Source organism: Burkholderia sp. 10_S31 (assembly GCF_056930375.1).
In genome coordinates this window covers 2,318,058-2,342,289 of sequence record NZ_JBXOWK010000003.1, presented here as the reverse complement: position 1 = coordinate 2,342,289, position 24,232 = coordinate 2,318,058, and the positions used below count along the sequence as shown (strand labels likewise).

Here is a 24,232-nt window from a genome sequence, read left to right as displayed (position 1 = left end):
GCGGCCGGCTCCGGCCGGCCGTGCGGCGCCTGCAGCGGGCCGCGCGGCCGCCGCGGCATGCGTCGAAGTGGCGCAATACCGACTTCCGTCAACCGGCAGGGCCGGCCGAGCGTTTTACAATGACTGTTGTTCCACGACGTGAGTCTTCATGCGCACTTTCCTTTCCTTCGGCCGCACGCTCGCGCTGGCCGCCGCCGTGCTGGCGCCCGCCGCACACGCGAATAACGTGATCATCCTCAATTCGGCCGAAGCGACGCTTTCCCTGATCGACCAGCAGACCCGCCAGGTCGTCGGCACGATGCCGACCGGCAAGGAGCCGCACCACCTGATGGCGACGCCGGACAATTCGTCGCTGATCGTCGCGAATTCGGTTTCGAACAGCCTGATGTTCGTCGATCCGAAGACCGGCAAGCTGCAGCGCACGGTCGAAGGCATCGAGGATCCGTACCAGCTCGGCTTCTCGCCCGATAAAAAGTGGTTCGTGTCGACCGGGCTGCGCCTCGACCGGCTCGACATCTACGGCTACGACGGCCGCGACCTGCATCTCGTGAAGCGCTTGCCGCTCGCGGTGATGCCGAGCCACCTCGCGTTCACGAAGGACAGCAAGACCGTGCTCGTGTCGCTGCAGGTGTCCGGCGAGATTGCGGCGGTCGACCTCGCGACGCAGACGGTCAAGTGGAAAATGAAGGTCGGCAAGGTGCCGGCCGGCCTGTGGCTTACGCCGGACGACAAGTTCCTGCTGGTCGGGATGACCGGCGCGGATTACGTCGCGGTGGTCGACTGGCGCAACCAGAAGATCGTCAAGCAGATCTATACGGGCAAGGGCGCGCACAACTTCCGCTCGCTCGCCGACGGCACGCACGTCGCGGTCACCAACCGGGTTGCGAACACGATCAGCATCATCGACGAGAACACGCTCACCAACGTCGGCGACATCACCGGCCTGCTGCCGGGGCCGGATGACATGGAGCTGTCCGCCGACAAGAAGACGCTGTGGGTGACGTTCCGCTTCGCGAAGAAGGTCGGTATCATCGATCTGGCATCGCGCAAGCTGGTGCAGACGATCTCCGTCGGCCGTTCGCCGCACGGGATCTACTTCTACGACCGCGCGCCGTGGAAGGCTGCCAACGGCGCGTGACGGGCGGAGGCGAACGATGCTGCACCTGATCGACGCGTTCGTGTCGGACATCCAGACCTGGCTGTACGTTGACGTCGTGCAGCCGCTCCTCTTCAAGTTCAACCTGATGGACTATGACGAGGACACCTACGACGCACTGTACTGGGTGATCGTTGGGGCGCTGCAGATGGTGCTGATGTTCGCGCTGCTGCGCCCGCTCGAGGCGCTCGCGCCCGTCGAGCGCTGGACGAACCGCCGCGCGGTGCGGGTCGACGTGATCTATACGGCGATCTCGAAGCTCGGCATCTACACGCTGTTCTTCTTCTTCGCGTTGCAGCCGGTGTTCGACAATTTCCAGTCGTGGCTGCGCCTGCACGGCGTCGCGAACTTCAACCTCGACTATCTGTGGCCGGGCGTGACCTCGCAACCGATCGTCGCGTTCACGATCTACCTCGTCGTGCTCGACTTCGCCGGATACTGGTATCACCGCTGGCAGCACAAGTTCGGCATCTGGTGGGAACTGCACGCGGTGCATCACAGCCAGCGGCAGATGTCGCTGTGGTGCGACGATCGCAACCACCTGCTCGACGACGTGATCCAGTCGTGTTTCTTCGCGGCGATCGCGCTCGTGATCGGCGTGACGCCGTCGCAATTCGTCGTGCTGACCGCGGTCACCAACTTCCTGCAGAGCATCCAGCATACGAATGCGCGGCTGTCGTTCGGCTGGCTCGGCGAGCGCCTGCTCGTGAGCCCGACCTTCCACCGGCGCCACCATGCGGTCGGCTACGGTCACGAGGGTACCAAGTATGGCTGCAACTTCGGCGTGCTGTTCCCGTGGTGGGACATGATGTTCGGCACCGCATCGTGGAACCGCACGGTCGAGCCGACCGGCATCCGCGAGCAGGTCGAAGGCGTGTCCTACGGCGACGGCTTCTGGGCGCAGCACGGCCTCGCGTTCGTGCGGATCTTCCGGCGTCTCGTTCCCGCGAAGCGCGGCGCGGCGTCGGCCTGACCCGATCACGCTTCCGTTGAACGGCATTCCCGCACGGCCCGCATGCGCTTTGGCGCATGCGGGCCGTGTGGTTTATCCTTTCCCGGTTTTTCTCCGTCGATACAGGTTCGCATGAACGACTTGCTGCGCTCCTTCGTCCGGGCGTTCGCCAGCGCGCTGCACCCGCGCATGCTGTGGCTCACCCTGATGCCGTTCGTCGTCTCGGCGCTGCTGTGGGGCGTCGTGCTGTGGTTCTCGTGGCAGACGCTGATCGATGCCGCGCGCGGCGCGCTCGACGGCTTCGTGCTGACGGCCGCGCTGTACCGCATGTTCGACGCGGTCGGGATGTCGCAGCTGCATGCGGTCGTCGCGCCGTTCGTCGTCGTGTCGCTCGCGATTCCGCTGATCGTGCTGACCGTGCTGCTGCTGATCGCGACGATCTCGATGCCGGTCGTGATCAAGCACCTGTCGAACCGGCAGTTCGCCGCGCTCGAGGCGAAGCGGGGCGGCACGTTTTTCGGCAGCGTGTTCAATTCGCTCGGCGCGGCGATCGTCGGCGTCGTGCTGCTCGTCGTCACGATCCCGCTGTGGCTGATTCCGCCGTTCTTTGCGCTGCTGCCGCCCGTGATCTGGGGCTGGCTCACATACCGCGTGATGACCTACGACGCGCTCGCGCAGCACGCGAGCCGCGACGAGCGCCGCGCGCTCGTGCGCCAGCATCGCTGGCCGCTGATCGGCATCGGCGTCGCGACCGGGCTGCTCGGCACCGTTCCGACCTTCGTCTGGGTGTCGTCGGTCTGGATGATGGTGCTGTTTCCGTTCGTGGCGGCGGCCATGATCTGGGTTTACGCTTTCATCCTCGTCTTCTCGGCGCTATGGTTCGGGCACTATTGCCTGCGCGCGCTGGACGACCTGCGCGCGAGCGCGCGCGCCACCGCAATCGACATGGGGCAGGCATGAGCATCGGCATCATCATCATCGGCGACGAAATCCTTTCGGGCCGCCGGCAGGACAAGCATCTGGCGAAGGTCATCGCGCTGCTCGGCGCGCGCGGCCTCGCGCTCGACTGGGCCGAATACGTCGGCGACGATCCGGCGCGGATCACCGCGACGCTCGCACGCGCGATCGCATCCGGCGACATCGTGTTCTCCACGGGCGGAATCGGCGCGACGCCCGACGACCACACGCGCCAGTGCGCGGCCGCCGCGCTCGGCGTGCCGCTCGAGCTGCATCCCGAAGCGAAGCTGCTGATTTCGGAGCGCATCCGCGAGACGCATGCCGATCCGGCCACACCGGTCGACTTCGAGTCGCCGGAAAACCAGCACCGTTTCAACATGGGCGTATTTCCGGTGGGCGCGGCGATCATCCCGAACGGCTACAACCGGATTCCCGGTTTCTCGGTCGGCGATCTCCATTTCGTGCCGGGCTTCCCGGTGATGGCGTGGCCGATGATCGAATGGGTTCTCGACACGAAGTACCAGCATCTCCATCACGCAACGCCGCACGCGGAGCGCTCGCTGTACGTGTTCGAACTGCCTGAGTCGACGCTCACGCCGCTGATGGAGAAGATCGAGCGCGATTTCCCGGGCGTGCGCGTGTTCAGCCTGCCGAGCGTCGGCGATGCCGAGCGCGGCGGGATCTACGCGCGCCGGCATATCGATCTCGGCGTGAAGGGCGAGCCGGAAGCGGTCGCGGCCGCGTTCGTGAAGCTGCGCGAAGGCGTGCATCTGCTCGGCGGCGATGTGGTCGAACCGGACGCGCCGCGCGCCTGAGCGGGGCGCGCATCGATCGCATGGCCCGGCAGGCGGGCCGCACAAAAGGCACGGGCCGCGCAACGCGGCCCGTCATCGGGATGTCATTGCCCGGCTCGACGATGTCGCAGTCGGGCGTGCGTGAACGCAGGTGCCGTCAGGCGCCGATCCACGGCAGTTTCCGGAAGCACCAGCCGTCGACTGTCTTGCGGTGGCCCTCGGCGTCCTTGCCGCCCTCGAAGCCTTCGAGCAGGTCGAAGGCCTTCGTGAAGCCGGCCTGCGACGACGCGACCGCGGCGAGCTTCGAGCGCGCGGCGCTGCGGCACAGGAACAGGATGGGCGTATCGGCCGGCAGGGCCGCCTTCAGTTCGTCGATGAATTCGGCGTTCGGCACGCCGCCCGGGTAGCGCGTCCATTCGAGGTGCAGGTACTGGCCGTCGCCGACGAGCGGGCGGCCGATCCAGTCGAGCTCGGCGCGGGTGCGCACGTCGACGAGGCGCGCCGACGGGTCGAGCTGCAGCAGTTCGAATGCCTCGGCCGGCAGCAGTGCGCCGGCGTAGTTGAGCGCGCCTTGGACGCGACGTTCTTCGGCCTTCGCGTAAAGCTGGTCGAGCGTACTCATGGCAGGAGGTCTCCGTATCGGTCAAACAAACATTCTAGCGCGGCGCCGTCGCGCGAATGTCCGCGTACCCTGCGGCGCGTGCACAGCGCACAGGTTCACCAAAAAAGTGCAGAATGGCGCGCATGCACCAGAATGATTCTGCCGCGCCGGCTCACCCTGTTATTTGCACCGTTGCAGTGCGCTTGGGCGACCGCCGATGTGGCGCCCGGCCCCGGAATCGCGCAGACGGGCCCTGCCGTGGCGCGGTCTGGCGCGATTCATGTCGCTTCTGTGCATGGCTGGCACGGTTGCTGCTATATAGAATTCGGTCGACCCGGGGCGCGCTGCGCCAAAGCCAGACTCCGGGCAGCTCGATAAACGAGGCGGTTACCAGTCCGCCGGAATTGTTCAATCAGGAGAAGAGGTTATGAGTAAAACCGTCGCCGACGTCATGCAGCTCGTGAAGGACGAGGACGTCAAGTTTGTCGATTTCCGCTTCACGGATACGCGCGGCAAGGAACAGCACGTGTCGGTGCCGGTTTCGGCGTTTGACGAAGACAAGTTCGAGAGCGGCCATGCATTCGACGGTTCGTCGATCGCCGGCTGGAAGGGCATCGAGGCGTCGGACATGCTGCTCATGCCGGATCCGAACGCTGCCTTCATCGACCCGTTCTATGAAGAGTCGACGCTGGTGCTGACCTGCGACGTGGTCGAGCCGGCCGACGGCAAGGGCTACGAGCGCGACCCGCGTTCGCTCGCGAAGCGCGCGGAAGCCTACCTGAAGAGCACGGGCATCGGCGACACGGCCTTCTTCGGTCCGGAACCGGAATTCTTCATTTTCGACTCGGTCCAGTGGAATACGGACATGTCGGGCTGCTTCGTGAAGATCAATTCGGAAGAAGCACCGTGGTCTTCGGCCAAGGAATTCGAAGGCGGCAACACGGGCCACCGTCCGGGCACGAAGGGCGGCTACTTCCCGGTCGCGCCGGTCGACACGTTCCAGGACATGCGTTCGGAAATGTGCCTGCTGCTCGAACAGCTCGGCATCCCGGTCGAAGTGCACCACCACGAAGTGGCGGGCCAGGGCCAGAACGAAATCGGCACGAAGTTCTCGACGCTGGTCGAGCGCGCCGACTGGACGCAATGGTCGAAGTACATCATCCATAACGTCGCGCACTCGTACGGCAAGACGGCGACGTTCATGCCGAAGCCGGTCGTCGGCGACAACGGTTCGGGCATGCACGTTCACCAGTCGATCTGGAAGGACGGCCAGAACCTGTTCGCGGGCAACGGCTACGCCGGCCTGTCGGAACTGGCGCTGTTCTACATCGGCGGCATCATCAAGCACGCTCGCGCGCTGAACGCGATCACGAACCCGACGACGAACTCGTACAAGCGTCTGGTTCCGCACTTCGAAGCACCGGTCAAGCTCGCGTACTCGGCACGCAACCGTTCGGCATCGATCCGCATTCCGCACGTGTCGAACCCGAAGGGCCGCCGTATCGAAACGCGCTTCCCGGATCCGATGGCGAACCCGTACCTGTTGTTCTCGGCGCTGATGATGGCCGGCCTCGACGGGATCCAGAACAAGATCCATCCGGGCGAAGCCGCGGACAAGAACCTGTACGACCTGCCGCCGGAAGAGGATGCAAAGATCCCGACCGTCTGCGCAGGCCTCGACCAGGCACTGGAAGCGCTCGACAAGGATCGCGAGTTCCTGACGCGCGGTGGCGTGTTCACCGACGGCATGATCGATGCGTACCTCGCGCTGAAGGAGCAGGAGCTGGCGAAGTTCCGCATGACGACGCATCCGATCGAGTTCGAGATGTACTACTCGCTGTAATCGGCGATGGCGCTTCGATTCAGCGCCATCATGCCGGTTCGTTCCCGTCGCGCGGCCTGCGGCGGGAACCGCGGAGTCTGAAAGGGGACGGCGTCCAGCCGTCCCTTTTTTGTTCCGACAATTTTCATTTTCCGACCCGCTGGGGCGCGACGACACGCAAGATGGCTCTGAAGAATCTGATCAAGGCGAAGACGGGGCAGCCCGAGCGACTGACGGAAGACGAGCGGCTCGCGCGCTCGGGCCTGCTTGCGGGGCTGGAGGCGCTGCCGACGGTCGTGCTCGTGCTCGATCGCAAGACGCTGCGGGTCGCGTTCGCGAACCCGTCCGCGGAGGCGATGCTCGACATCTCGCGCCGGCAGCTCGCACAGCGGCCGTGGGGCGAGATTTTTCCGAACGCGAACGAGCTCGCGTCGACGATCACCGCGATCGGCGAGGAGCGCTTTCACGCGACGCATCTCGACACGGTGCTCGACCGGCCCGGCCACGAAGCGCTGCACGTGCATGCGATCGTCGGCTTCCTCGAGACCGCGCCCGATTTCGTGCTCGTCGAGCTGTTCGAGAACGAACGGCAGTCGCGCACCGATCGCGAAGAGCGCATCCACGACCTGACCGCGGTCAACAAGCAACTCATCCGCAACCTCGCGCACGAGATCAAGAACCCGCTCGGCGGCATTCGCGGCGCAGCCCAGCTGCTCGAATTCGAACTGAGCGAGCGCGAGCGCGGCGAGTTGCGCGAATACACGCAGGTGATCATCAAGGAGTCCGACCGCCTGCAGACGCTCGTCGACCGGTTGCTCGAGCCGCACCGGCATCCGCATATCGTCGGCGACGTGAACATTCATGAAGTGTGCGAACGCGTGCGCGCGGTGATGCTCGCGGAATTTCCGCGCGGGCTCACGATCGAGCGCGACTACGACGTCAGCGTGCCGGACCTGCGCGGCGACAAGGAGCAGCTGATCCAGGCGCTGCTGAATATCGTGCGCAACGCCGCGCAGGCGCTGCGCGAACGGATCGCGCAGGGCGACGCGAAGATCGAGCTGCGCACGCGCATCGCGCGCAAGGTGACGATCGCGAAGCGCCTGTACAGGCTGGCACTGGACTTGCACGTGGTCGACAACGGCCCCGGCATTCCGGAAGAGATCCGCGACCGGATCTTCTACCCGCTCGTGTCCGGGCGCGACGACGGCAGCGGCCTCGGCCTCACGCTCGCGCAGACGTTCGTGCAGCAGCACGACGGGATGATCGAGGTCGAGAGCCGGCCCGGACGTACCGAATTTCAGATCCTGCTGCCGCTCGACCATTGAGTGGCGGCATGGCGATTCACCGGATTCCCCAATATCTGACCGACCTATGAAGCCGATCTGGATAGTAGACGACGATCAATCGATCCGCTGGGTGCTCGAGAAGGCACTCGCCCGGGACAGCTTCGCGACGAAGAGCTTCGCGAACGTGCGTGACGCGCTGGCCGCGCTCGATCACGAGACGCCGCAGGTGCTCGTGTCCGACATCCGGATGCCGGGCGGCTCCGGCCTCGAGCTGCTGCAGGCGATGCACGAGCGCCTGCCGGGCCTGCCCGTCATCATCATGACGGCATTCTCCGATCTCGACAGTGCCGTCGCCGCATTCCAGGGCGGCGCGTTCGAATATCTCGCGAAGCCGTTCGACGTCGACAAGGCAGTCGAGCTGATCCGCCGCGCGGTGGAGGAAAGCCTGCGCGGCGGCGCGCCGCAGGACGAGCGCGTCGCCGAGGCGCCCGAGATGCTCGGCCAGGCGCCCGCGATGCAGGACATGTTCCGCGCGATCGGCCGCCTGTCGCATTCGGCCGCGACCGTGCTGATCACCGGCGAATCGGGCACCGGCAAGGAGCTCGTCGCGCGGGCGCTGCACCGTCACAGCCCACGGGCGAACGGGCCGTTCATCGCGCTGAACACCGCGGCGATTCCGAAGGACCTGCTCGAATCGGAACTGTTCGGCCATGAGCGCGGCGCGTTCACCGGCGCGCAGACCACACGCCAGGGCCGCTTCGAACAGGCCGAGAACGGCACGCTGTTCCTCGACGAAATCGGTGACATGCCGTTCGATCTGCAGACGCGCCTGTTGCGCGTGCTGTCGGACGGGCAGTTCTATCGGGTCGGCGGCCACAACCCGCTGCGCGCGAACGTGCGCGTGATCGCCGCGACGCACCAGAATCTCGAGGCGCGCGTGCGGCAGGGGCTGTTCCGCGAGGACCTTTACCACCGGCTCAACGTGATCCGGCTGCGGCTGCCGCCGCTGCGCGAACGCAGCGAGGACATCGCGCTGCTCACGCGCCACTTCCTGCAAAAGAGCGCGCGCGATCTCGGCGTCGAGCCGAAGCGCGTGTCCGACGAGGCGCTTGCGTACCTGACGTCGTTGCCGTTTCCCGGCAACGTACGGCAGCTCGAGAACCTCGCGAACTGGCTGACCGTGATGGCGCCCGCGCAGACGGTCGAGATCAAGGACCTGCCGCCCGATCTCGTGCCGGCGGGTGCGCCGGTGACGGCGACGGCCGATGGCGCGGATGCGCACGGCGGCGCGAGCGTCGGCGGTGGCGACGTGGCACGCGTGCAGCCGGCGGCCGGTGCGGTGCCGTTGACGGCCGCGCCCGTCGCGGCCGCGCCGAACGGCGCGCCGGCCGGTTATCCGATGTGGGAAAACGGGCTGCGTACCGAAGTCGCGCGGCTGTTGCGCGAGAATTCTGCCGACGTGATGGACGAACTCGCGCGCCGCTTCGAGGCGGCCGTGATCCGCGAGGCGCTCGACTTCACGCGTGGCCGCAAGGTCGAGGCGGCGGAGCGGCTCGGCATCGGCCGCAACACGATCACGCGCAAGATCCAGGAACTGCATCTGGAGCCTTGAGCATCCGTCGCGGCATGCGCGGGCATCGCGCATGCCGCGATCGGACATAATCGCGGTTTGCCGTCACGTGCGTACCCGTCATGTCCGATTCCTTCCGCTGGCCCGCCGGGGCCGATCCCTTCCGTTTTCTCGAAGCGCTCGACAGCAAGCGCGCCCGCGCGTGGGTCGACGAGCAGAACGCGCGCACGCGTGTTGCGCTGCGCGACGACGATGCATATCGCGCGCTCGCCGCGCGCCTCGCGCAGGCGTATCTGCCGCGCGAACGTCCGGTGATTCCGACCCGCTGGCGCGACTGGGCGTACGACCTGTGGCAGGACGATCTCCACCCGAAGGGACTGTGGCGCCGCGCGCACTGGGACGACTGGCGCGCGGGCCGGCCCGAGTGGGAAACGCTGCTCGACGTCGACGCACTTGGCGCGCAGGAGGGCGAATCCTGGGTGTTCGAGCAGGACGCGATCCTGTACCCGGACGGCGACCGTGCGCTGCTGTCGCTGTCGCCGGGCGGCGCGGATGCGGTCGTCGTGCGCGAGTTCGATCTCGTGCAGCGCCGTTTCGTCGACGACGGTTTCACGATCGACGAGCCGGGGCATCACACGGTCGGCTGGATCGACCGCGATACCGTCTACGTGAGCTGGGATCGCGGCGAAGCGCATGCGACCGCGGCCGGCTATCCGTTTGATGCGCGCCGCTGGGTACGCGGCACGCCGCTCGCCGATGCGCCGGTCGTGTTTCGCGGCGAACCCGACGACATCAGCGCGGGCGCGTGGTTCGATCCGATCGATGGCCGCCACGTCGCGTGGCGTAGCGTGGATTTCTTCGACGCACATGCGTACTGGCTGACCGACGCGGGTGAGTGGGCGCGCTACGACGTGCCGACACACGTCGAGGTCGGCTTCTGGGAGGGCTGGCTCGTGCTGGAGCCGCGGCTCGACTGGGACTGCGGTAGCGTGCGTCACGCGGGCGGCTCGCTGCTCGCGATTCGCGAGCAGGCTTTTCTGGCCGGGTCGCGTGAAGTCACGACGCTGTTCGAGCCGCGGCCGTCGACGTCCGCGTGCACGTGGACGCATACGCGCACGATGCTGATCGCGAGCTGGCTCGACGACGTGCACAACCGCACGATGCTGTGGCAGCCGCACCAGCGCGAGGATGGCGCGTGGACGTGGGATGCGCGGCCGTTCGACTGGCCGGGCGATGCGCAGATCGACGTCGAGCCGGTCGAGTCGATGCTGAATGACGACGTGTACGTGGACGTCGATACCTATCTCGACCCACCCGAATGCTGGCTCGCCGATCTGGACGATCGCGCGGCCGACGCGCCGTCGCGCCGCGTGCTGCTCGACCGGCCGCCGGTGCGGTTCGATGCGGCCGGGCTCGTCGTGCGTCGCGCGAATGCCCGCTCGCGCGACGGCACGGTGGTGCCGTACACGCTGATCGGGCCGCGTGACGCACTCGATGGAGAGGATCGTCCAGACGGCAGCGTGCGCGTCGCGCGGCCGTGCCTGCTGTCAGGCTACGGCGGCTTCGCGATTCCGAACCTGCCGGGTTATAGCGATGCACTGGGCATCGCATGGCTGGAGCGCGGCGGCGTCGCCGCGTTCGCGCACATCCGCGGTGGCGGCGAATTCGGGCCGGGCTGGCACGTCGACGCGCAGCGCGAGTATCGGCAGCGTTCGTTCGACGACTTCATCGCGGTGGCCGAGGACCTGATCCGCACCGGCGTGACGACGGCCGTGCAGCTCGGAATCGAGGGCGGCAGCAACGGCGGGCTGCTGGTCGGCGCGTGCATGGTGCAGCGTCCGGAGCTGTTCGGCGCGGTGCTATGCCGCGTGCCGCTGCTCGACATGCAACGCTATCCGAAGCTGCATGCGGGCGCCGCGTGGCTCGACGAGTACGGCGATCCGGACGATGCGCGCGAGGGCGCGGCGCTGGCAGCCTATTCGCCGTATCACCGCGTGCGCGATGGTGTCGTGTATCCGCCGCTGCTGCTGACCACGTCGACGCGCGACGATCGCGTGCATCCCGCGCATGCACGCAAGATGGCCGCGCGCATGCATGTGCTCGGACACGAACGGGTGTGGTATTGGGAGAACACCGATGGCGGCCATGGCAGCGCCGACGATCTGGAGCGTGCCGAATCGGATGCGGCGGAATTCGGCTTCCTGTGGGCCCATCTCGCGCCCGCGCGCGGTTGAGCGCGGGCGTGAGCGGGTGGGTCAGCTGACGGTTGCGATGACGGGCGTATGGTCGGACGGCTGTTCCCACGTGCGCGGCACGCGGTCGACTTCGCACGCCGTGCAGGTGGCGGCAAGCGCCGGGGACAGCAGGATGTGATCGATGCGCAGCCCCGCATTGCGGCGGAACGCGAACATCCGGTAGTCCCACCACGTGAAGGTCTTCTCGGGCTGCTCGAAGCGGCGGAACGCATCGACGAAGCCGAGCTCGATCAGCTTCGCGAAGTGCGCGCGCTCCTGCGGCGACACGAGGTTCTGGCCTTCCCATTTCGCCGGGTCGTGCACGTCGCGATCCTCCGGCGCGATGTTGTAGTCGCCGAGCAGCGCGAGCTTCGGGTAGCGCTGCATCTCGGCGCTCAGCCACGCTTGCAGCGCGTCGAGCCACTGCATCTTGTAGACGAACTTGTCGGAGTCGGGCGCCTGGCCGTTCGGGAAATACGCGGACACGATGCGTACGCCTTCGACCGTCACGGCGACCACGCGCTGCTGCGGATCGTCGAAGCCGGGGATGTTGCGCACGACGTCCGATTCGTCGACGGCGAGCGTGTCGCGCACGAGGATCGCGACGCCGTTGTAGGTCTTCTGGCCCGTGAACCAGCTGCGGTAGCCGACTGCCTCGAGATCGGCGCGCGGATACTTCTCGTCCGGCAGCTTCAGTTCCTGCAGGCACAGCACGTCGGTTCCGCTTTGCGCGAGCCAGTCGAGCACGTGCTGCTTGCGGACGTTGAGCGAATTGACGTTCCAGGTGGCAATTTTCATGAACGGGAGTGCGTGCGGGGTGAATGCGAAGGCCGCCATCTTACCGCGAGCACGGGGCGCGAACGCGCGCGACACGCGATGCGAAGCACGCGCCGTGCACCGTGACATCGACGACCTGCAAAGAGATTGTGACAAAGGTATTGACGTGGGTGCTTCATCACCCTATAATTTATTTCTCTGACGCGGGGTGGAGCAGTCTGGCAGCTCGTCGGGCTCATAACCCGAAGGTCGTAGGTTCAAATCCTACCCCCGCAACCAAGCACACCAGACGATGTGCAGCGCAAGTGACCGATGCGCGCTTCGTCGACAAGAACCCGGCCCCGTGCCGGGTTTTTTGTTTTCAGCCCGCCGCCCACTCGACCGCCGCCTTCGCATGCAGCGTGGTCGTATCGAACACCGGCAGCGGCGAATCGTCCGCGCCGATCAGCAGCGTGATTTCCGTGCAGCCGAGAATCACGGCCTGCGCGCCGCGTTTTGCCAGTTCGTCGATGATCGCCACATAGGTCGCGCGCGACTCCGTATCGATCACGCCGTGACACAGCTCGTCGTAGATGATCCTGTGCACGTCGCTGCGCGCGGCTTCGCCGGGCACCAGCACGTCGAGGCCGAACTTGTCGCGCAGACGCTCCGCATAGAACGGCAGTTCCATCGTGTAGCGCGTGCCGAGCAGCGCGACGCGCTTGATGCCGGCGGCGTGCAGGGCGGCGCCGGTCGGATCGGCGATATGCAGGAACGGCAGTGCCACCGCCGCTTCGATTGCGGCGTGCACGCGGTGCATCGTGTTGGTCGTCAGCACGACGAGATCGGCGCCGGCCGCTTCGAGCTGACGCGCGGCATCGGCCATCCGTTCGCCCAGCGCGGCCCAGTCCTGCGCGCGCTGCAATGCTTCGATCTCCGCGAAATCCACCGTCACCAGCACGCTCTTCGCGTTGTGGTGCCCGCCGTGCAGCGTCTTGGAATGGCGATTGATCATCCGATAATACTCGGCCGACGATTCCCAGCTCATGCCACCGATCAGTCCGATCGTCTTCATTCGTCACCGGTGCGTTTCGTACGTCGTGGCAGACGAGTATAGGGGCCGGCCCGTGTGCGCGGCGGTACGATCCGCGCGAAGCGGACCGGTACGGCACCGCCGGCGGCAGATGGCCGGGAGCAGGCGCGGCCCCGAGCGGCCGCAAGCGCCCGGCGCCGACCCGACGCGGCAGCACGTGGCAGTTGAAACGGGCACTGTGTTTTTGTACAGTATCGGCACCGTGAACCCGACCATCATCCCGCCTGCCGATCCGCGCGTGCCTCCGCCTGGCGACGGACCGCCGCGCGTGCGCAAGATCATCCACTGCGACTGCGACTGCTTTTACGCGTCGGTGGAGATGCGCGACGACCCGTCGCTGCGCAACCGGCCGCTCGCGGTCGGCGGCCGGCCCGACCAGCGCGGCGTGATCGCGACCTGCAACTACGAGGCGCGGCGCTATGGCGTGCATTCGGCGATGTCGTCGGCGCTGGCGATGCGCAAGTGTCCGGACCTGCTGATCCTGCCGTCCGCGATGGACAAGTACCGGGCGGCGTCGCGGCAGATCATGGCGATCTATCGCGACTACACGCACGACGTCGAGCCGCTGTCGCTCGACGAGGCTTATCTCGACGTCAGCGGTTCCGAACTGTGCCAGGGCAGTGCGACGCTGATTGCGCGGGAGATCCGCCAGCGCGTGTACGACACGGTTGGCGTGACGGTGTCGGCGGGCGTCGCGCCGAACAAGTTCATCGCGAAGATCGCGTCCGACTGGAACAAGCCCGACGGCCTGTTCGTCGTGCGACCGCATGAGGTCGATGCGTTCGTCGCGGCGCTGCCGGTGCGCAAGCTGCACGGCGTCGGCAAGGTGACGGCCACGCGGCTCGACCGGCTCGGCATCCAGACCTGCGCGCAGTTGCGCGACTGGTCGCTGATCGACCTGCATCGCGAGTTCGGCGCGTTCGGCCGGCGGCTGTACCAGCTCGCGCGCGGGGTCGACGAACGGCCGGTGCAGGCCGACCAGGAGCGCAAGTCGGTTAGCGTCGAGACGACCTACGTGACCGACCTGACGACGCTCGAACAATGCGCGGACGAGATTCGCCGCCTCGTCGTGCAGCTCGATGCGCGGATTGCGCGTGCGGGTGCTGCCCGCGCGATCCGCAAGCTGTATGTGAAGATCCGCTTCGCCGATTTCCAGCGCACGACGGTCGAATGCGTGGCCGACGCGACGAATGCGCAGACGGCCGTCACGCTGCTCGCGAAAGGGCTGCAGCGGCGCGCGCAGGCGGTGCGGCTGCTGGGTGTCGGTGTGCGCATCGACGAGGACACGGCCGAGCGCCACGGGCAGTTCTCGCTGTTCGACGATGAAGCGAACCAGGCGGACGACGCGGACCACGCGGACGACGCCGGCCGCGAAACGCCGGCGCCATGAAAAAAGGCACCGCCGAAGCGGTGCCTTTCGATGCAGCCGGACGAGCCGGGCAATGCGTGCTCAGTGCGCGGGCGAGGCCATCCCGTTGTGGCGCAGCAGCGCGTCGATTTCCGGCTCGCGGCCGCGGAACGCCTTGAACGAATCCATCGCCGGGCGGCTGCCGCCGACTTCGAGGATCTCGTGGCGATAGCGCGTGCCGGTTGCCGCATCGAGCACGCTGCCGCTTGCAGCGGCTGCTTCCTCGAACGCCGCGTACGCGTCGGCCGACAGCACCTCGGCCCATTTGTAGCTGTAGTAGCCAGCCGCATAGCCGCCCGCGAAGATGTGGCTGAAGGTGTTCGGCCAGCGCGAGAACGCCGCCTGCGGAATCACGTGGTAGCGCTCGTTGATCTCGCGCGCGAACGCGTTCACGCCGGTCGCGCCGGCCGGGTCGAAGTCGACGTGCAGCAGCATGTCGAACATCGAGAACACGATCTGGCGCAGCGTGCCGAGGCCGCTCTGGAAGTTCTTCGCGGCGATCATCTTGTCGAACAGCTCGCGCGGCAGCGCGGCGCTGGTATCGACGTGCGACGACATCGACGACAGCACGTCCCATTCCCAGCAGAAGTTCTCCATGAACTGCGACGGCAGCTCGACCGCATCCCATTCGACGCCGTTGATGCCCGATACACCGAGCTCGTCGACGCGCGTGAGCATGTGATGCAGTCCGTGGCCGAATTCATGGAACAGCGTGATGACTTCGTCGTGCGTGAAGCACGCGGGCTTGCCGCCGATCGGCGCCGAGAAGTTGCAGGTCAGGTACGCGACCGGCGTCTGCACGGTGCCGCCGCGCTTCGCGCGCGCACGCGCATCGTCCATCCATGCGCCGCCGCGCTTGCCTTCGCGTGCATAGAGGTCGAGATAGAACTGCGCGACGAGCGAACCGTCGCGGTTCTCGACGCGGAAAAAGCGCACGTCCTTGTGCCAGACCGGTGCATCGTCCGGCTTGATCCGCACGCCGAACAGCGTCTCGGTGACGGTGAACAGGCCCTTCAGCACGGCCGGTTCGGGGAAGTACTGCTTGACCTCGTTTTCCGAGAACGCATAGCGCTGCTGGCGCAGCCGCTCGGCCGCGAACGCGACGTCCCACGGCGCAAGCTCGGTCAGGCCGAGTTCCTTCGAGGCGAACGCGCGCAGTTCGTCCCAGTCCTTGTCCGCGTGCGGGCGCGCGCGTGTTGCGAGATCCTCGAGAAACGCGATCACCTGCTGCGGCGACTCCGCCATCTTCGGCGCGAGCGACACTTCGGCGAAATTGCGGTAGCCGAGCATCTGCGCCTCTTCGCGACGCAGCTTCAGCTCGTCGGCGACGATCGCCGTGTTGTCCCATTCGGCCTTGCCACCGCCGTACTGCGGCCCGAGTTCGGATGCGCGCGTTGCATAGGCGCGGTACAGCGTCTCGCGCATCGCGCGGTTCTCGGCGTATTGCAGCACCGGGAAGTAGGACGGGAAGTGCAGCGTGAATTTCCAGCCTTCCTTGACTTCTTTCTGCGCGGCCTCGCGAGCCGCTTCGATCGCGTCGCCCGGCAGGCCGGCGAGCTCGGCTTCGTCCTGCGCGAAATACGCATATGCGTTGGTCGCGTCGAGCACGTGGTCGGAGAACGCCTTCGACAGCGCGGCCTGCTGCTCCTGCAGTTCCGCGAAGCGCGGCTTGCGGTCTTCGGGCAGCTCGGCGCCCGACAGGCGGAAATCGCGCAGCGCATTGTCGAGGATCTTCTTGCGCTCGACGGACAGCGTCGCGTATTCGGCACTCGCGGCGATCGCCTTGTACTTCTCGTACAGCGCGAGGTTCTGGCCGACGCTCGACCAGAATTCGGTCACGCGCGGCAGGTTCTCGCCGTAGGCGGCGCGCAGCTCCGGCGTATCGGCAACGGCGTTCAGGTGGCCAACGACGCCCCATGCGCGCCCGAGCGGCTCCGTTGCCTGCTCGACCGTCTCGACGATCGCGGCCCAGGTCGCCGGCGTCGCGGGTGCGCTCGCGGTGTCGACCGCGCGGTTGGCGGCATCGAGCAGCGTGTCGAGCGCGGGCGTCACGTGTTCCGGGCGAATCTCGCCGAAGCGGGGCAGGTCGGAGAAATCGAGAAGCGGATTGGTATTGGCGCTGGCGGACATTAAGACTCCCTGTCTGTTGCCGGATGAACCGGGGTAAAAGGGTGAGGCGCGAAGCGGCGCGCCCGATACCGACATTATTGGGGCGCATCGCGCGCTTTCCAATCGTTAGTTTCTAACGATGCGATTGGATGGGCTCGGCGCGGGGTCGGATACGGGCGAAACGCAGTGGGGTATGGCAGTGTGACGGCGCGGCCGCGACGGCGACCGGCGGGATGCCGGCGCACGAATGCGCGCCGGCTGGGCGGGCAGGGCGATCAGGCGGCCGCGGCGGCGCGCTCTGCTGCTTCGATCGTGTTGATCAGCAGCATCGTGATGGTCATCGGGCCGACGCCACCCGGCACCGGCGTGATGTGGCCGGCGACTTCCTTCACGCCGGCGAAGTCGACGTCGCCGCACAGCTTGCCGGCGTCGTCGCGGTTCATGCCGACGTCGATCACCGTCGCGCCGAGCTTGACCATGTCGGCCGTCAGGATGTTGCGCTTGCCGACCGCGGCGACCACGACGTCGGCCTGGCGCGTGTGCGCGGCGAGGTCGCGCGTCTTGCTGTGGCAGATCGTCACGGTCGCACCGGCTTCGAGCAGCATCATCGCCATCGGCTTGCCGACGATGTTCGAGCGGCCGATCACGACCGCGTTCGCGCCTTGCAGCGGGATGTCATGTGCTTCGAACATCTTCATCACGCCGTACGGCGTGCACGGGCGGAACAGCGGCTTGCCCGTCATCAGCGCGCCGGCGTTCGCGACGTGGAAGCCGTCGACGTCCTTCTCCGGCGCGATCGCCTCGATCACCTTGTGGCTATCGATGTGCGCGGGCAGCGGCAGCTGGACCAGGATGCCGTGGATCTTCGGGTCGCGGTTCAGCGCGTCGATGCGCGCGAGCAGGTCGGCCTCCGACAGCGTGTCCGGATACGCATCCTTCTGCGAAAAGAAACCGTTGTCCTCGCACGCCTTGATCTTGTTGCGCACGTAGACTTCGCTCGCCGGGTTCGCGCCAACGAGGATCACCGCGAGGCCGGGCTGGTGGCCGCGCGCGGTCAGCGTGGCGGCGCGTTCGGCGGCCTGCGCGCGCAAGGTCTTCGAGAGGGCGTTGCCGTCGATGAGGAGGGCTGTCATGGTGGTGGGTCCTGCCGGGAAGTTGAAATGCGGGCGTACGACGCTTGAAGCGCCGCAGCAAAGCACGCAATTATACCGTTCGCTTGCTGTCGTCCGACAGCGAATGCACGGGAAGCGTCATGGCGGTGGTGCCGGCGCACCGGGAGGAAGCGCCGGGCCACGTCGCGCGAGTGCGCCGCATCGCGCGGCGCGTTGGCGCGGCCGGCCGGGCAGATGCCCCGCGGCCGCGCGCAATGTTCAGGCCTGCTTCTTCGACAGCGCGAGGCGCAGCAGGTCGGCCACCGTGTTGACGTTGAGCTTTTCCATGATGTTCGCGCGGTGCGCTTCGACCGTCTTGATGCTGATCCCGAGATCGTCGGCGATCTGCTTGTTCAGGCGGCCGGCGATGATCCGCTCGAGCACCTGCTGTTCGCGCGCGGTGAGCTTCGACAGGCGCTCGCTCGCGGCGCGTTGTTCCTGGACGCTCTTGCTTTCGCTTCGGGCCTTGTCGAGCATCCGCTCGACGAGCTTGCGCAGCTCGGCCTCGTCGAACGGTTTCTCGATAAAGTCCATCGCACCCTTTTTCATCGTCGATACCGCCATCGGCACGTCGCCGTGGCCCGTGACGAAGATGATCGGCAGCGCGGCGTTGTCGGCGATCAGGCGCTCCTGCAGTTCGAGGCCGCTCATGCCCGACATCCGCACGTCGAGGATCAGGCAGGCGATCTGGCCGGCCTGCTGCGCCGGCTGATAGGCATCGAGGAACTGCTCGGCGCTCGAGAAGCATTGCACGCGATAGCCGTTCGCCTCCAGCAGCCAGCGCAGCGAGTCCCGTACGGCTTCGTCGTCGTCGACGACGAAGACAGTTTCCTGAGTGGTGGTGACAGGGCTATTCATAGTTCTCCCGTAACGGTATGTGATGCCGATGCCTCGCGCCCCCCTTGGCCGAGATCAGCGGGTTCCCCAATGGGCAGGCTGCAGTGGAATGTCGCGCCGGAAATGCGGCCGTCCGGTTCGACATTGTTGACCACCCACAGACGCCCCCGATGCGATTCGATGATCGAACGGCAGATGTTCAGCCCCATGCCCATGCCGTCGGACTTGGTGCTGTAAAACGGTTCGAACAGGCGTTCGGCGGTCGCTTCGTCGACGCCCGGACCCTGGTCGATCACGCGGATGTCGACGAAACCCGCATCGATGTCGGCGACGACGCGAATCACGCCGTCCGCCGACGCCGGCTTCACGTCGGCCATCGCCTCGGCCGCGTTCTTCATCAGGTTCACGAGCACCTGCTCGATCAGCACGGGGTCGACATAAATAATAGGCATTCTTGCGAGGATTTCCGTGACGATCCGGATCCTGCGCTTCCTGGCCTCGATTTCGGCGAGCCCGACCGCATCGGCGACGATGTCCGCGACCCGCGCCGGCTGGCGCTTCGGCTCGCTGCGCTTCACGAATTCGCGGATTCGCTTGACGATCATCCCCGCGCGCAGCGCCTGCTGCGCGGTCTTTTCCAGCGCGGGCTGCAGCGTTTCGGGCGTGCCGCGGCCGCTTTTCACGAGCGCGAGCGTGCCCGAGCAGTAGTTGTTGATCGCGGCGAGCGGCTGGTTCAATTCGTGAGCAATCGACGACGCCATTTCACCCATCGTCATCAATCGGCTCGTGAACTGCAGCTTCTCTTCCTGCTGGTGCGCGAGTTCCTGCGCCTTCTTGCGGGTCGTGATGTCGGTTGCGATCTGCATCTGCGCGAGGTGGCCGTCCACCCACTGGATGTACTGGCGGCGCACTTCGAACCACTTCTGGATGCTCTCGACGTACACCTCCTGCGCGTCGGCCGTGCCGCTCGTCAGCGCGGCGGCCGGCAGGCCCGCGAACGCATCGACCATGTCGATCGAGTCGGACGACGCCTGCGCGCGGTCGAAGCCGCCGCCCGACAGCTCGAGGTGGCCGTCCGGGCGGATCCCGAACAGGTGGCGGTAGTAGCGGTTCGCGAACAGCAGCTCGGCTTCGTCGGCGGCGAGCACCGACACCGCGGCGTCGAGGCTTTCGAGCACCGTCGTGAAGCGCTCGTGCGCGGCCGCGAGTTCCTCGCGCGCGCGCTTCGGCTCGGTGATGTCGGTCATCGACGACATCCAGCCGGTCTGGCGGCCGGAGCTGTCGATCAGCGGCGATACGTAGAGGCGCGCATGGAACAGCGTGCCGTTCTTGCGCCGCACGCGCAGCTCGAAGCCAGAGCTCGGCGCCTTGCCGCGCAGCGTCATGTCGAGCTGGCGCTGCATTTCCGGGTAGGCGTCGCGCGGCCAGTACGGGAACGGTGCGACCTTGCCGACCAGGTCGGTCTCGTCCCAGCCCGTCATCCGGCAGAACGCGGGGTTCACGTGCGTGATGCGGCCGTGCATGTCGAGCACGCGCATGCCGATCAGCACCGAGTTTTCCATCGCGCGGCGGAAGAACGCTTCAGCGTACAGTGCCTGCTGCGCCTCGAAGCGCTGGCGCGTGTGCTTCCACAGGCTCCAGAGGCTCCACAGCACGAAGCACGACAGCCCGGCGACCAGCCACACGAGCGTGTTGTTGGTCAGGTTCGTGAGCTGCGGGAACGCGTACACGCGCACGGTCAGCCCCTGGCCGGGCGGATCGAGCGGCAGGTCGTAGTGGGAGTCGCGCGGCAGGCGCGGGCGCGTCGACGTGGACGACAGCTCGCGGTTGTTCGAATCGGTGATCGAGATCTTGTACTTCGACGACAGCTCCTGCGGGATGTCGTGCTTCAGGATTCCTTCGACCGAGAACACCGCGGCGATCGAGCCGAGATATTCGCGGTCGCCGCGCATCACGGGCGTCTGCAGCGTGATGAAGCCGTTGCCGAAGTCGTCGTAGATCAGCGGCGAATAGGCCTGGCGGCGCGTGCTGCGCGCTTCGTCGTACGCGCCGCGCACGGCGTCCTGCATCTGCGCGTCGCCGGGCTTCGCGAGCCGCTGGCCGAGCAGCGGCGGGTGCACGGTCGGCCAGCGCTGCACGCCGGGCGCGGTGTACCAGTTCAGGTAGAGGATTTCCGGGTGCGTCTGCATCACGTCCGCGACGGCCATCTGGAATGCGTTCTGGTCGAGGCGGCCGGATGCGAGATCGCGCGACAGCGCCTGCAGCTGCTCCTGCGCGCCCGTCATCGACAGGCGGATCTGCTGCTGCGCCCATGCGACGTTACGGAACAGCGTGTCTTCCTGCTGCTGCTGTTCACGGCGATTGAGGCTCCATAGAATCAGGCTCATCACCACGAGGAACACGAGGATCGACAGCAGCGGCGTCAGCAAATAGGAATTGGACCACCACGGTCCGTGGTGCCAGCGGGACGGCTGCGACTCCGCCGGCGGGCCCGACGGTCGCGCCGAGCGTGCGAAAAGCCGATCGGTCAACATGGCAGGATTGTAGCGCAGCGCAATACATGGAAAACCTATACCGCATATGTTGAACGGAAACGAATTTGTCTTCGCGGCGCGTGCCGGAGAGGCCCGGAACATGGGTGCGGCGCAGCAATATTCCACATTACGAGAAAAGATCTCATAATTCGAAAATTTTGTTGCGCACGCCCGTGCACGCTCATTACAATCCGTCGGAGCTTGCCCGCAGCCGGCCGCGTCGAGTCGTCTGCACGAGAGCGATCCTCACATTCCAGGACCCAGGAGACGAGAATGTCCGCTGTACCGAACGAAGTGATGAAATATGTCGCCGCCGAACGTGACGACGACCCGCAAGAAACCGTTGAATGGCTCGAGTCGCTCGACGGCGTGATCTCCTCCGTGGGCACCGGCCGCGCGCATTACCTGATCGAAAAGCAGATCGAGTTCGCTCGCATGCACGGCGAACACCTGCCGTTCTCCGCCAACACCCCGTACATCAACACGATTCCCGTTGCCGCCCAGGCGAAGATCCCGGGCGACCAGGACGTCGAGCACCGCATCCGTTCGTACACGCGCTGGAACGCGCTGGCGATGGTGCTGCGCGCAGGCAAGGACACGAACGTCGGCGGCCACATTGCATCGTTCGCGTCGGCCGCGACGCTCTATGACGTCGGCTACAACCACTTCTGGCACGCGGCGTCCGACCAGCACGGCGGCGATCTCGTGTTCGTGCAGGGTCACTCGTCGCCGGGCGTGTACTCGCGCGCGTTCCTGCTCGGCCGCCTGTCGGAAGAGCAGCTTGACAACTTCCGCCAGGAAGTCGACGGCAAGGGTATCTCGTCGTACCCGCACCCGTGGCTGATGCCGGACTTCTGGCAGTTCCCGACGGTGTCGATGGGTCTCGGCCCGATCATGGCGATCTACCAGGCGCGCTTCATGAAGTACCTGGAATCGCGCGGCATCGCGAAGACGGCAGGCCGCAAGGTCTGGGCGTTCCTCGGCGACGGCGAGACGGACGAGCCGGAATCGCTCGGCGCGATCGGCATGGCGAGCCGCGAGAAGCTCGACAACCTCGTGTTCGTGATCAACTGCAACCTGCAGCGTCTCGACGGTCCGGTGCGCGGCAACGGCAAGATCATCCAGGAACTGGAATCGGAATTCCGCGGTGCCGGCTGGAACGTGATCAAGGTCATCTGGGGCAGCCGCTGGGATGCGCTGTTCGCACGCGACAAGTCGGGCGCGCTGATGCGCCGCATGATGGAAGCCGTCGACGGCGAATACCAGACGTACAAGTCGGAGTCGGGCGCGTTCGTTCGCGAACACTTCTTCAACTCGCCTGAACTGAAGGCGCTCGTCGCCGACTGGTCGGACGACGACATCTGGGCGCTGAACCGCGGCGGCCACGATCCGCACAAGATCTACGCGGCATTCCACGAAGCGACCAACACGAAGGGCGCGCCGACCGTCATCCTCGCGAAGACCATCAAGGGCTACGGGATGGGCGAGTCGGGCCAGGCAATGAACATCACGCACCAGCAGAAGAAGCTGCCGGTCGAGCAACTGAAGAAGTTCCGTGACCAGTTCCGCCTGCCGATCACCGACGAGCAGATCGCCGACGTGCCGTACCTGAAGTTCGAGGAAGGCTCGAAGGAACTCGAATACATGCGCCAAAAGCGCATGGACCTCGGCGGCTACCTGCCGCATCGCCGCGAGAAGGCGACGTCGCTGCCGGTGCCGGCGCTCGACGCATTCGAGCCGCTGCTGAAGGGCACGGGCGAAGGCCGCGAGATCTCGACGACGATGGCATTCGTGCGGATCCTGAACATCCTGCTGAAGGACAAGGCGCTGGGCAAGCGCGTTGTGCCGATCGTCCCGGACGAATCGCGTACGTTCGGCATGGAAGGCCTGTTCCGCCAGATCGGTATCTGGAACCAGGAAGGCCAGAAGTACGTGCCGGAAGATTCCGACCAGCTGATGTTCTACAAGGAATCGGAAACCGGCCAGATCCTGCAGGAAGGCATCAACGAAGCGGGCGGCATGTGCGACTGGATCGCGGCGGCGACGTCGTACTCGACGCACGGCGAGATCATGGTGCCGTTCTACATCTTCTATTCGATGTTCGGCTTCCAGCGGATCGGCGACCTGGCATGGGCGGCGGGCGACATGCGCTCGCGCGGCTTCCTGCTCGGCGGCACCGCAGGCCGCACGACGCTGAACGGCGAAGGCCTGCAGCACGAAGACGGTCACTCGCTCCTGTGGGCGGCATCGGTGCCGAACTGCGTGAGCTACGACCCGACGTTCGGCTACGAACTCGCGGTGATCGTCCAGGACGGTCTGCGCCGCATGGTGCAGGACCAGGAAGACGTGTACTACTACATCACGGTGATGAACGAGAACTACGAGCACCCGGCGATTCCGCAGGGCGAGCACGTGGCGGCCGACATCATCAAGGGCATGTACGCGTTCAAGAAGGCCGACGCCGACAAGAAGGCGCCGCGCGTGCAGCTGCTCGGCGCGGGCACGATCTTCAACGAAGTGATCGCTGCCGCCGACCTGCTGAAGAACGACTGGGGCGTTGCGGCCGACCTGTGGAGCGTGCCGAGCTTCACCGAGCTTGCGCGTGAAGGCCATGAAGTCGAGCGCTGGAACCTGCTCCATCCGACCGAGGAGCGTCGCCTGTCGCACGTGCAGAAGTGCCTGAAGGACACGCAGGGTCCGGTCATCGCATCGACCGACTACGTGCGCGCGCTGGTCGACCAGATCCGCGGCCAGGTCGATCGCCGCTTCGTCGTGCTGGGCACGGACGGCTTCGGTCGTTCGGACACCCGCGAGAAGCTGCGTCACTTCTTCGAAGTCGACCGTCACTGGGTCACCGTCGCTGCGCTCAACGCGCTGGCCGACGAAGGCACGATCGAGCGCAAGGTGGTCGCGGACGCGATTGCCAAGTACAACCTCGATCCGTCGAAGCCCAACCCGATGACCGTTTAACG

The 24,232-nt window shown here is 66.2% G+C and carries 17 protein-coding genes and 1 tRNA gene; 11 read left to right on the top strand and 7 right to left on the bottom strand.

The genetic code is table 11. The annotated features are described in order from the left end of the window. Positions 1–148: 148 nt before the first annotated feature. From AC1Z3W_RS31015 to AC1Z3W_RS31000, 4 genes are all read left to right on the top strand, one after another. Positions 149–1,138, top strand: coding sequence for a YVTN family beta-propeller repeat protein (locus AC1Z3W_RS31015; RefSeq protein WP_057929165.1), 990 nt, complete (start codon positions 149–151; stop codon positions 1,136–1,138). Positions 1,139–1,154: 16 nt separating this feature from the next. Beyond that, positions 1,155–2,129, top strand: coding sequence for a sterol desaturase family protein (locus AC1Z3W_RS31010; protein ID WP_057929166.1), 975 nt, complete (start codon positions 1,155–1,157; stop codon positions 2,127–2,129). A 111-nt stretch (positions 2,130–2,240) separates the two neighbouring features. Continuing rightward, on the top strand, positions 2,241–3,068 hold the full coding sequence (locus AC1Z3W_RS31005; RefSeq protein WP_057929167.1) for an EI24 domain-containing protein: 828 nt from the start codon (positions 2,241–2,243) through the stop codon (positions 3,066–3,068). Further along, on the top strand, positions 3,065–3,880 hold the full coding sequence (locus AC1Z3W_RS31000) for a molybdopterin-binding protein (protein WP_175824985.1): 816 nt from the start codon (positions 3,065–3,067) through the stop codon (positions 3,878–3,880). The genes AC1Z3W_RS31005 and AC1Z3W_RS31000 overlap by 4 nt, the downstream gene beginning before the upstream one ends. Positions 3,881–4,016: 136 nt before the next feature. Here AC1Z3W_RS31000 and AC1Z3W_RS30995 read toward each other — a convergent pair whose 3' ends face one another. After that, positions 4,017–4,481 carry a rhodanese-like domain-containing protein gene (locus tag AC1Z3W_RS30995; protein ID WP_057929169.1) on the bottom strand — a complete coding sequence of 155 codons (465 nt, stop codon included), beginning with the start codon at positions 4,479–4,481 and terminating at the stop codon, positions 4,017–4,019. 406 nt (positions 4,482–4,887) lie between these two features. On the opposite strand from AC1Z3W_RS30995, the gene glnA reads away from it, so the two are divergent. The 4 genes from glnA (at position 4,888) to AC1Z3W_RS30975 (ending at position 11,372) form a co-directional block, all read left to right on the top strand. Next, entirely contained in the window at positions 4,888–6,303 is a 1,416-nt protein-coding gene (glnA, locus tag AC1Z3W_RS30990; RefSeq protein WP_057929170.1) for a type I glutamate--ammonia ligase, read from the top strand. 161 nt (positions 6,304–6,464) lie between these two features. Then, the gene (gene glnL / locus AC1Z3W_RS30985) at positions 6,465–7,607 is read left to right on the top strand and encodes a nitrogen regulation protein NR(II) (protein ID WP_175824984.1); all 1,143 of its coding nucleotides are present in this window, start codon (positions 6,465–6,467) and stop codon (positions 7,605–7,607) included. A gap of 46 nt (positions 7,608–7,653) precedes the next feature. Next, complete coding sequence (ntrC, locus tag AC1Z3W_RS30980; protein WP_057929172.1) at positions 7,654–9,180, top strand: nitrogen regulation protein NR(I); 1,527 nt, start codon at positions 7,654–7,656, stop codon at positions 9,178–9,180. 80 nt (positions 9,181–9,260) lie between these two features. Next, positions 9,261–11,372, top strand: a complete 2,112-nt coding sequence (locus tag AC1Z3W_RS30975) for a prolyl oligopeptidase family serine peptidase (RefSeq protein ID WP_483509242.1) — start codon at positions 9,261–9,263, stop codon at positions 11,370–11,372. A gap of 21 nt (positions 11,373–11,393) precedes the next feature. On the opposite strand, the gene xth is transcribed toward AC1Z3W_RS30975, so the two are convergent. After that, a complete protein-coding gene (gene xth, locus AC1Z3W_RS30970) occupies positions 11,394–12,170 on the bottom strand; it encodes an exodeoxyribonuclease III (protein ID WP_199866617.1) in 777 nt (258 codons plus the stop codon). Between the two features lie 181 nt (positions 12,171–12,351). Here xth and AC1Z3W_RS30965 point away from each other — a divergent pair. Further along, positions 12,352–12,428 (top strand) — tRNA-Met (locus AC1Z3W_RS30965). An 82-nt stretch (positions 12,429–12,510) separates the two neighbouring features. On the opposite strand, the gene AC1Z3W_RS30960 is transcribed toward AC1Z3W_RS30965, so the two are convergent. Beyond that, positions 12,511–13,203 (bottom strand): aspartate/glutamate racemase family protein, encoded by a 693-nt coding sequence (locus AC1Z3W_RS30960; RefSeq protein WP_124834670.1) that lies wholly within the window; start codon positions 13,201–13,203, stop codon positions 12,511–12,513. Positions 13,204–13,399: 196 nt separating this feature from the next. Between AC1Z3W_RS30960 and dinB the strand changes: the two genes are divergently transcribed. Continuing rightward, the gene (gene dinB, locus AC1Z3W_RS30955; RefSeq protein ID WP_483509629.1) at positions 13,400–14,611 is read left to right on the top strand and encodes a DNA polymerase IV; all 1,212 of its coding nucleotides are present in this window, start codon (positions 13,400–13,402) and stop codon (positions 14,609–14,611) included. 60 nt (positions 14,612–14,671) lie between these two features. Here dinB and AC1Z3W_RS30950 read toward each other — a convergent pair whose 3' ends face one another. From AC1Z3W_RS30950 to fixL, 4 genes are all read right to left on the bottom strand, one after another. After that, positions 14,672–16,759 carry a M3 family metallopeptidase gene (locus AC1Z3W_RS30950; RefSeq protein WP_483509241.1) on the bottom strand — a complete coding sequence of 696 codons (2,088 nt, stop codon included), beginning with the start codon at positions 16,757–16,759 and terminating at the stop codon, positions 14,672–14,674. 254 nt (positions 16,760–17,013) lie between these two features. Beyond that, positions 17,014–17,871, bottom strand: coding sequence for a bifunctional methylenetetrahydrofolate dehydrogenase/methenyltetrahydrofolate cyclohydrolase FolD (gene folD / locus AC1Z3W_RS30945; RefSeq protein WP_483509240.1), 858 nt, complete (start codon positions 17,869–17,871; stop codon positions 17,014–17,016). A 237-nt stretch (positions 17,872–18,108) separates the two neighbouring features. Continuing rightward, positions 18,109–18,747 carry an oxygen response regulator transcription factor FixJ gene (fixJ, locus tag AC1Z3W_RS30940; protein ID WP_006493245.1) on the bottom strand — a complete coding sequence of 213 codons (639 nt, stop codon included), beginning with the start codon at positions 18,745–18,747 and terminating at the stop codon, positions 18,109–18,111. Next, on the bottom strand, positions 18,744–21,260 hold the full coding sequence (gene fixL, locus AC1Z3W_RS30935; protein WP_057929178.1) for an oxygen sensor histidine kinase FixL: 2,517 nt from the start codon (positions 21,258–21,260) through the stop codon (positions 18,744–18,746). The genes fixJ and fixL overlap by 4 nt, the downstream gene beginning before the upstream one ends. A gap of 273 nt (positions 21,261–21,533) precedes the next feature. Here fixL and aceE point away from each other — a divergent pair, with 273 nt between their 5' ends. Further along, complete coding sequence (gene aceE, locus AC1Z3W_RS30930; RefSeq protein ID WP_057929179.1) at positions 21,534–24,230, top strand: pyruvate dehydrogenase (acetyl-transferring), homodimeric type; 2,697 nt, start codon at positions 21,534–21,536, stop codon at positions 24,228–24,230. Positions 24,231–24,232 lie beyond the last annotated feature (2 nt).

Coding starts and splice junctions, on each gene's coding strand:
- AC1Z3W_RS31015 (WP_057929165.1), top strand. CDS start 149: ATGCGCACTTTCCTTTCCTTCGGCCGCACGCTCGCGCTGGCCGCCGCC.
- AC1Z3W_RS31010 (WP_057929166.1), top strand. CDS start 1,155: ATGCTGCACCTGATCGACGCGTTCGTGTCGGACATCCAGACCTGGCTG.
- AC1Z3W_RS31005 (WP_057929167.1), top strand. CDS start 2,241: ATGAACGACTTGCTGCGCTCCTTCGTCCGGGCGTTCGCCAGCGCGCTG.
- AC1Z3W_RS31000 (WP_175824985.1), top strand. CDS start 3,065: ATGAGCATCGGCATCATCATCATCGGCGACGAAATCCTTTCGGGCCGC.
- AC1Z3W_RS30995 (WP_057929169.1), bottom strand. CDS start 4,481: ATGAGTACGCTCGACCAGCTTTACGCGAAGGCCGAAGAACGTCGCGTC.
- glnA (WP_057929170.1), top strand. CDS start 4,888: ATGAGTAAAACCGTCGCCGACGTCATGCAGCTCGTGAAGGACGAGGAC.
- glnL (WP_175824984.1), top strand. CDS start 6,465: ATGGCTCTGAAGAATCTGATCAAGGCGAAGACGGGGCAGCCCGAGCGA.
- ntrC (WP_057929172.1), top strand. CDS start 7,654: ATGAAGCCGATCTGGATAGTAGACGACGATCAATCGATCCGCTGGGTG.
- AC1Z3W_RS30975 (WP_483509242.1), top strand. CDS start 9,261: ATGTCCGATTCCTTCCGCTGGCCCGCCGGGGCCGATCCCTTCCGTTTT.
- xth (WP_199866617.1), bottom strand. CDS start 12,170: ATGAAAATTGCCACCTGGAACGTCAATTCGCTCAACGTCCGCAAGCAG.
- AC1Z3W_RS30960 (WP_124834670.1), bottom strand. CDS start 13,203: ATGAAGACGATCGGACTGATCGGTGGCATGAGCTGGGAATCGTCGGCC.
- AC1Z3W_RS30950 (WP_483509241.1), bottom strand. CDS start 16,759: ATGTCCGCCAGCGCCAATACCAATCCGCTTCTCGATTTCTCCGACCTG.
- folD (WP_483509240.1), bottom strand. CDS start 17,871: ATGACAGCCCTCCTCATCGACGGCAACGCCCTCTCGAAGACCTTGCGC.
- fixJ (WP_006493245.1), bottom strand. CDS start 18,747: ATGAATAGCCCTGTCACCACCACTCAGGAAACTGTCTTCGTCGTCGAC.
- fixL (WP_057929178.1), bottom strand. CDS start 21,260: ATGTTGACCGATCGGCTTTTCGCACGCTCGGCGCGACCGTCGGGCCCG.
- aceE (WP_057929179.1), top strand. CDS start 21,534: ATGTCCGCTGTACCGAACGAAGTGATGAAATATGTCGCCGCCGAACGT.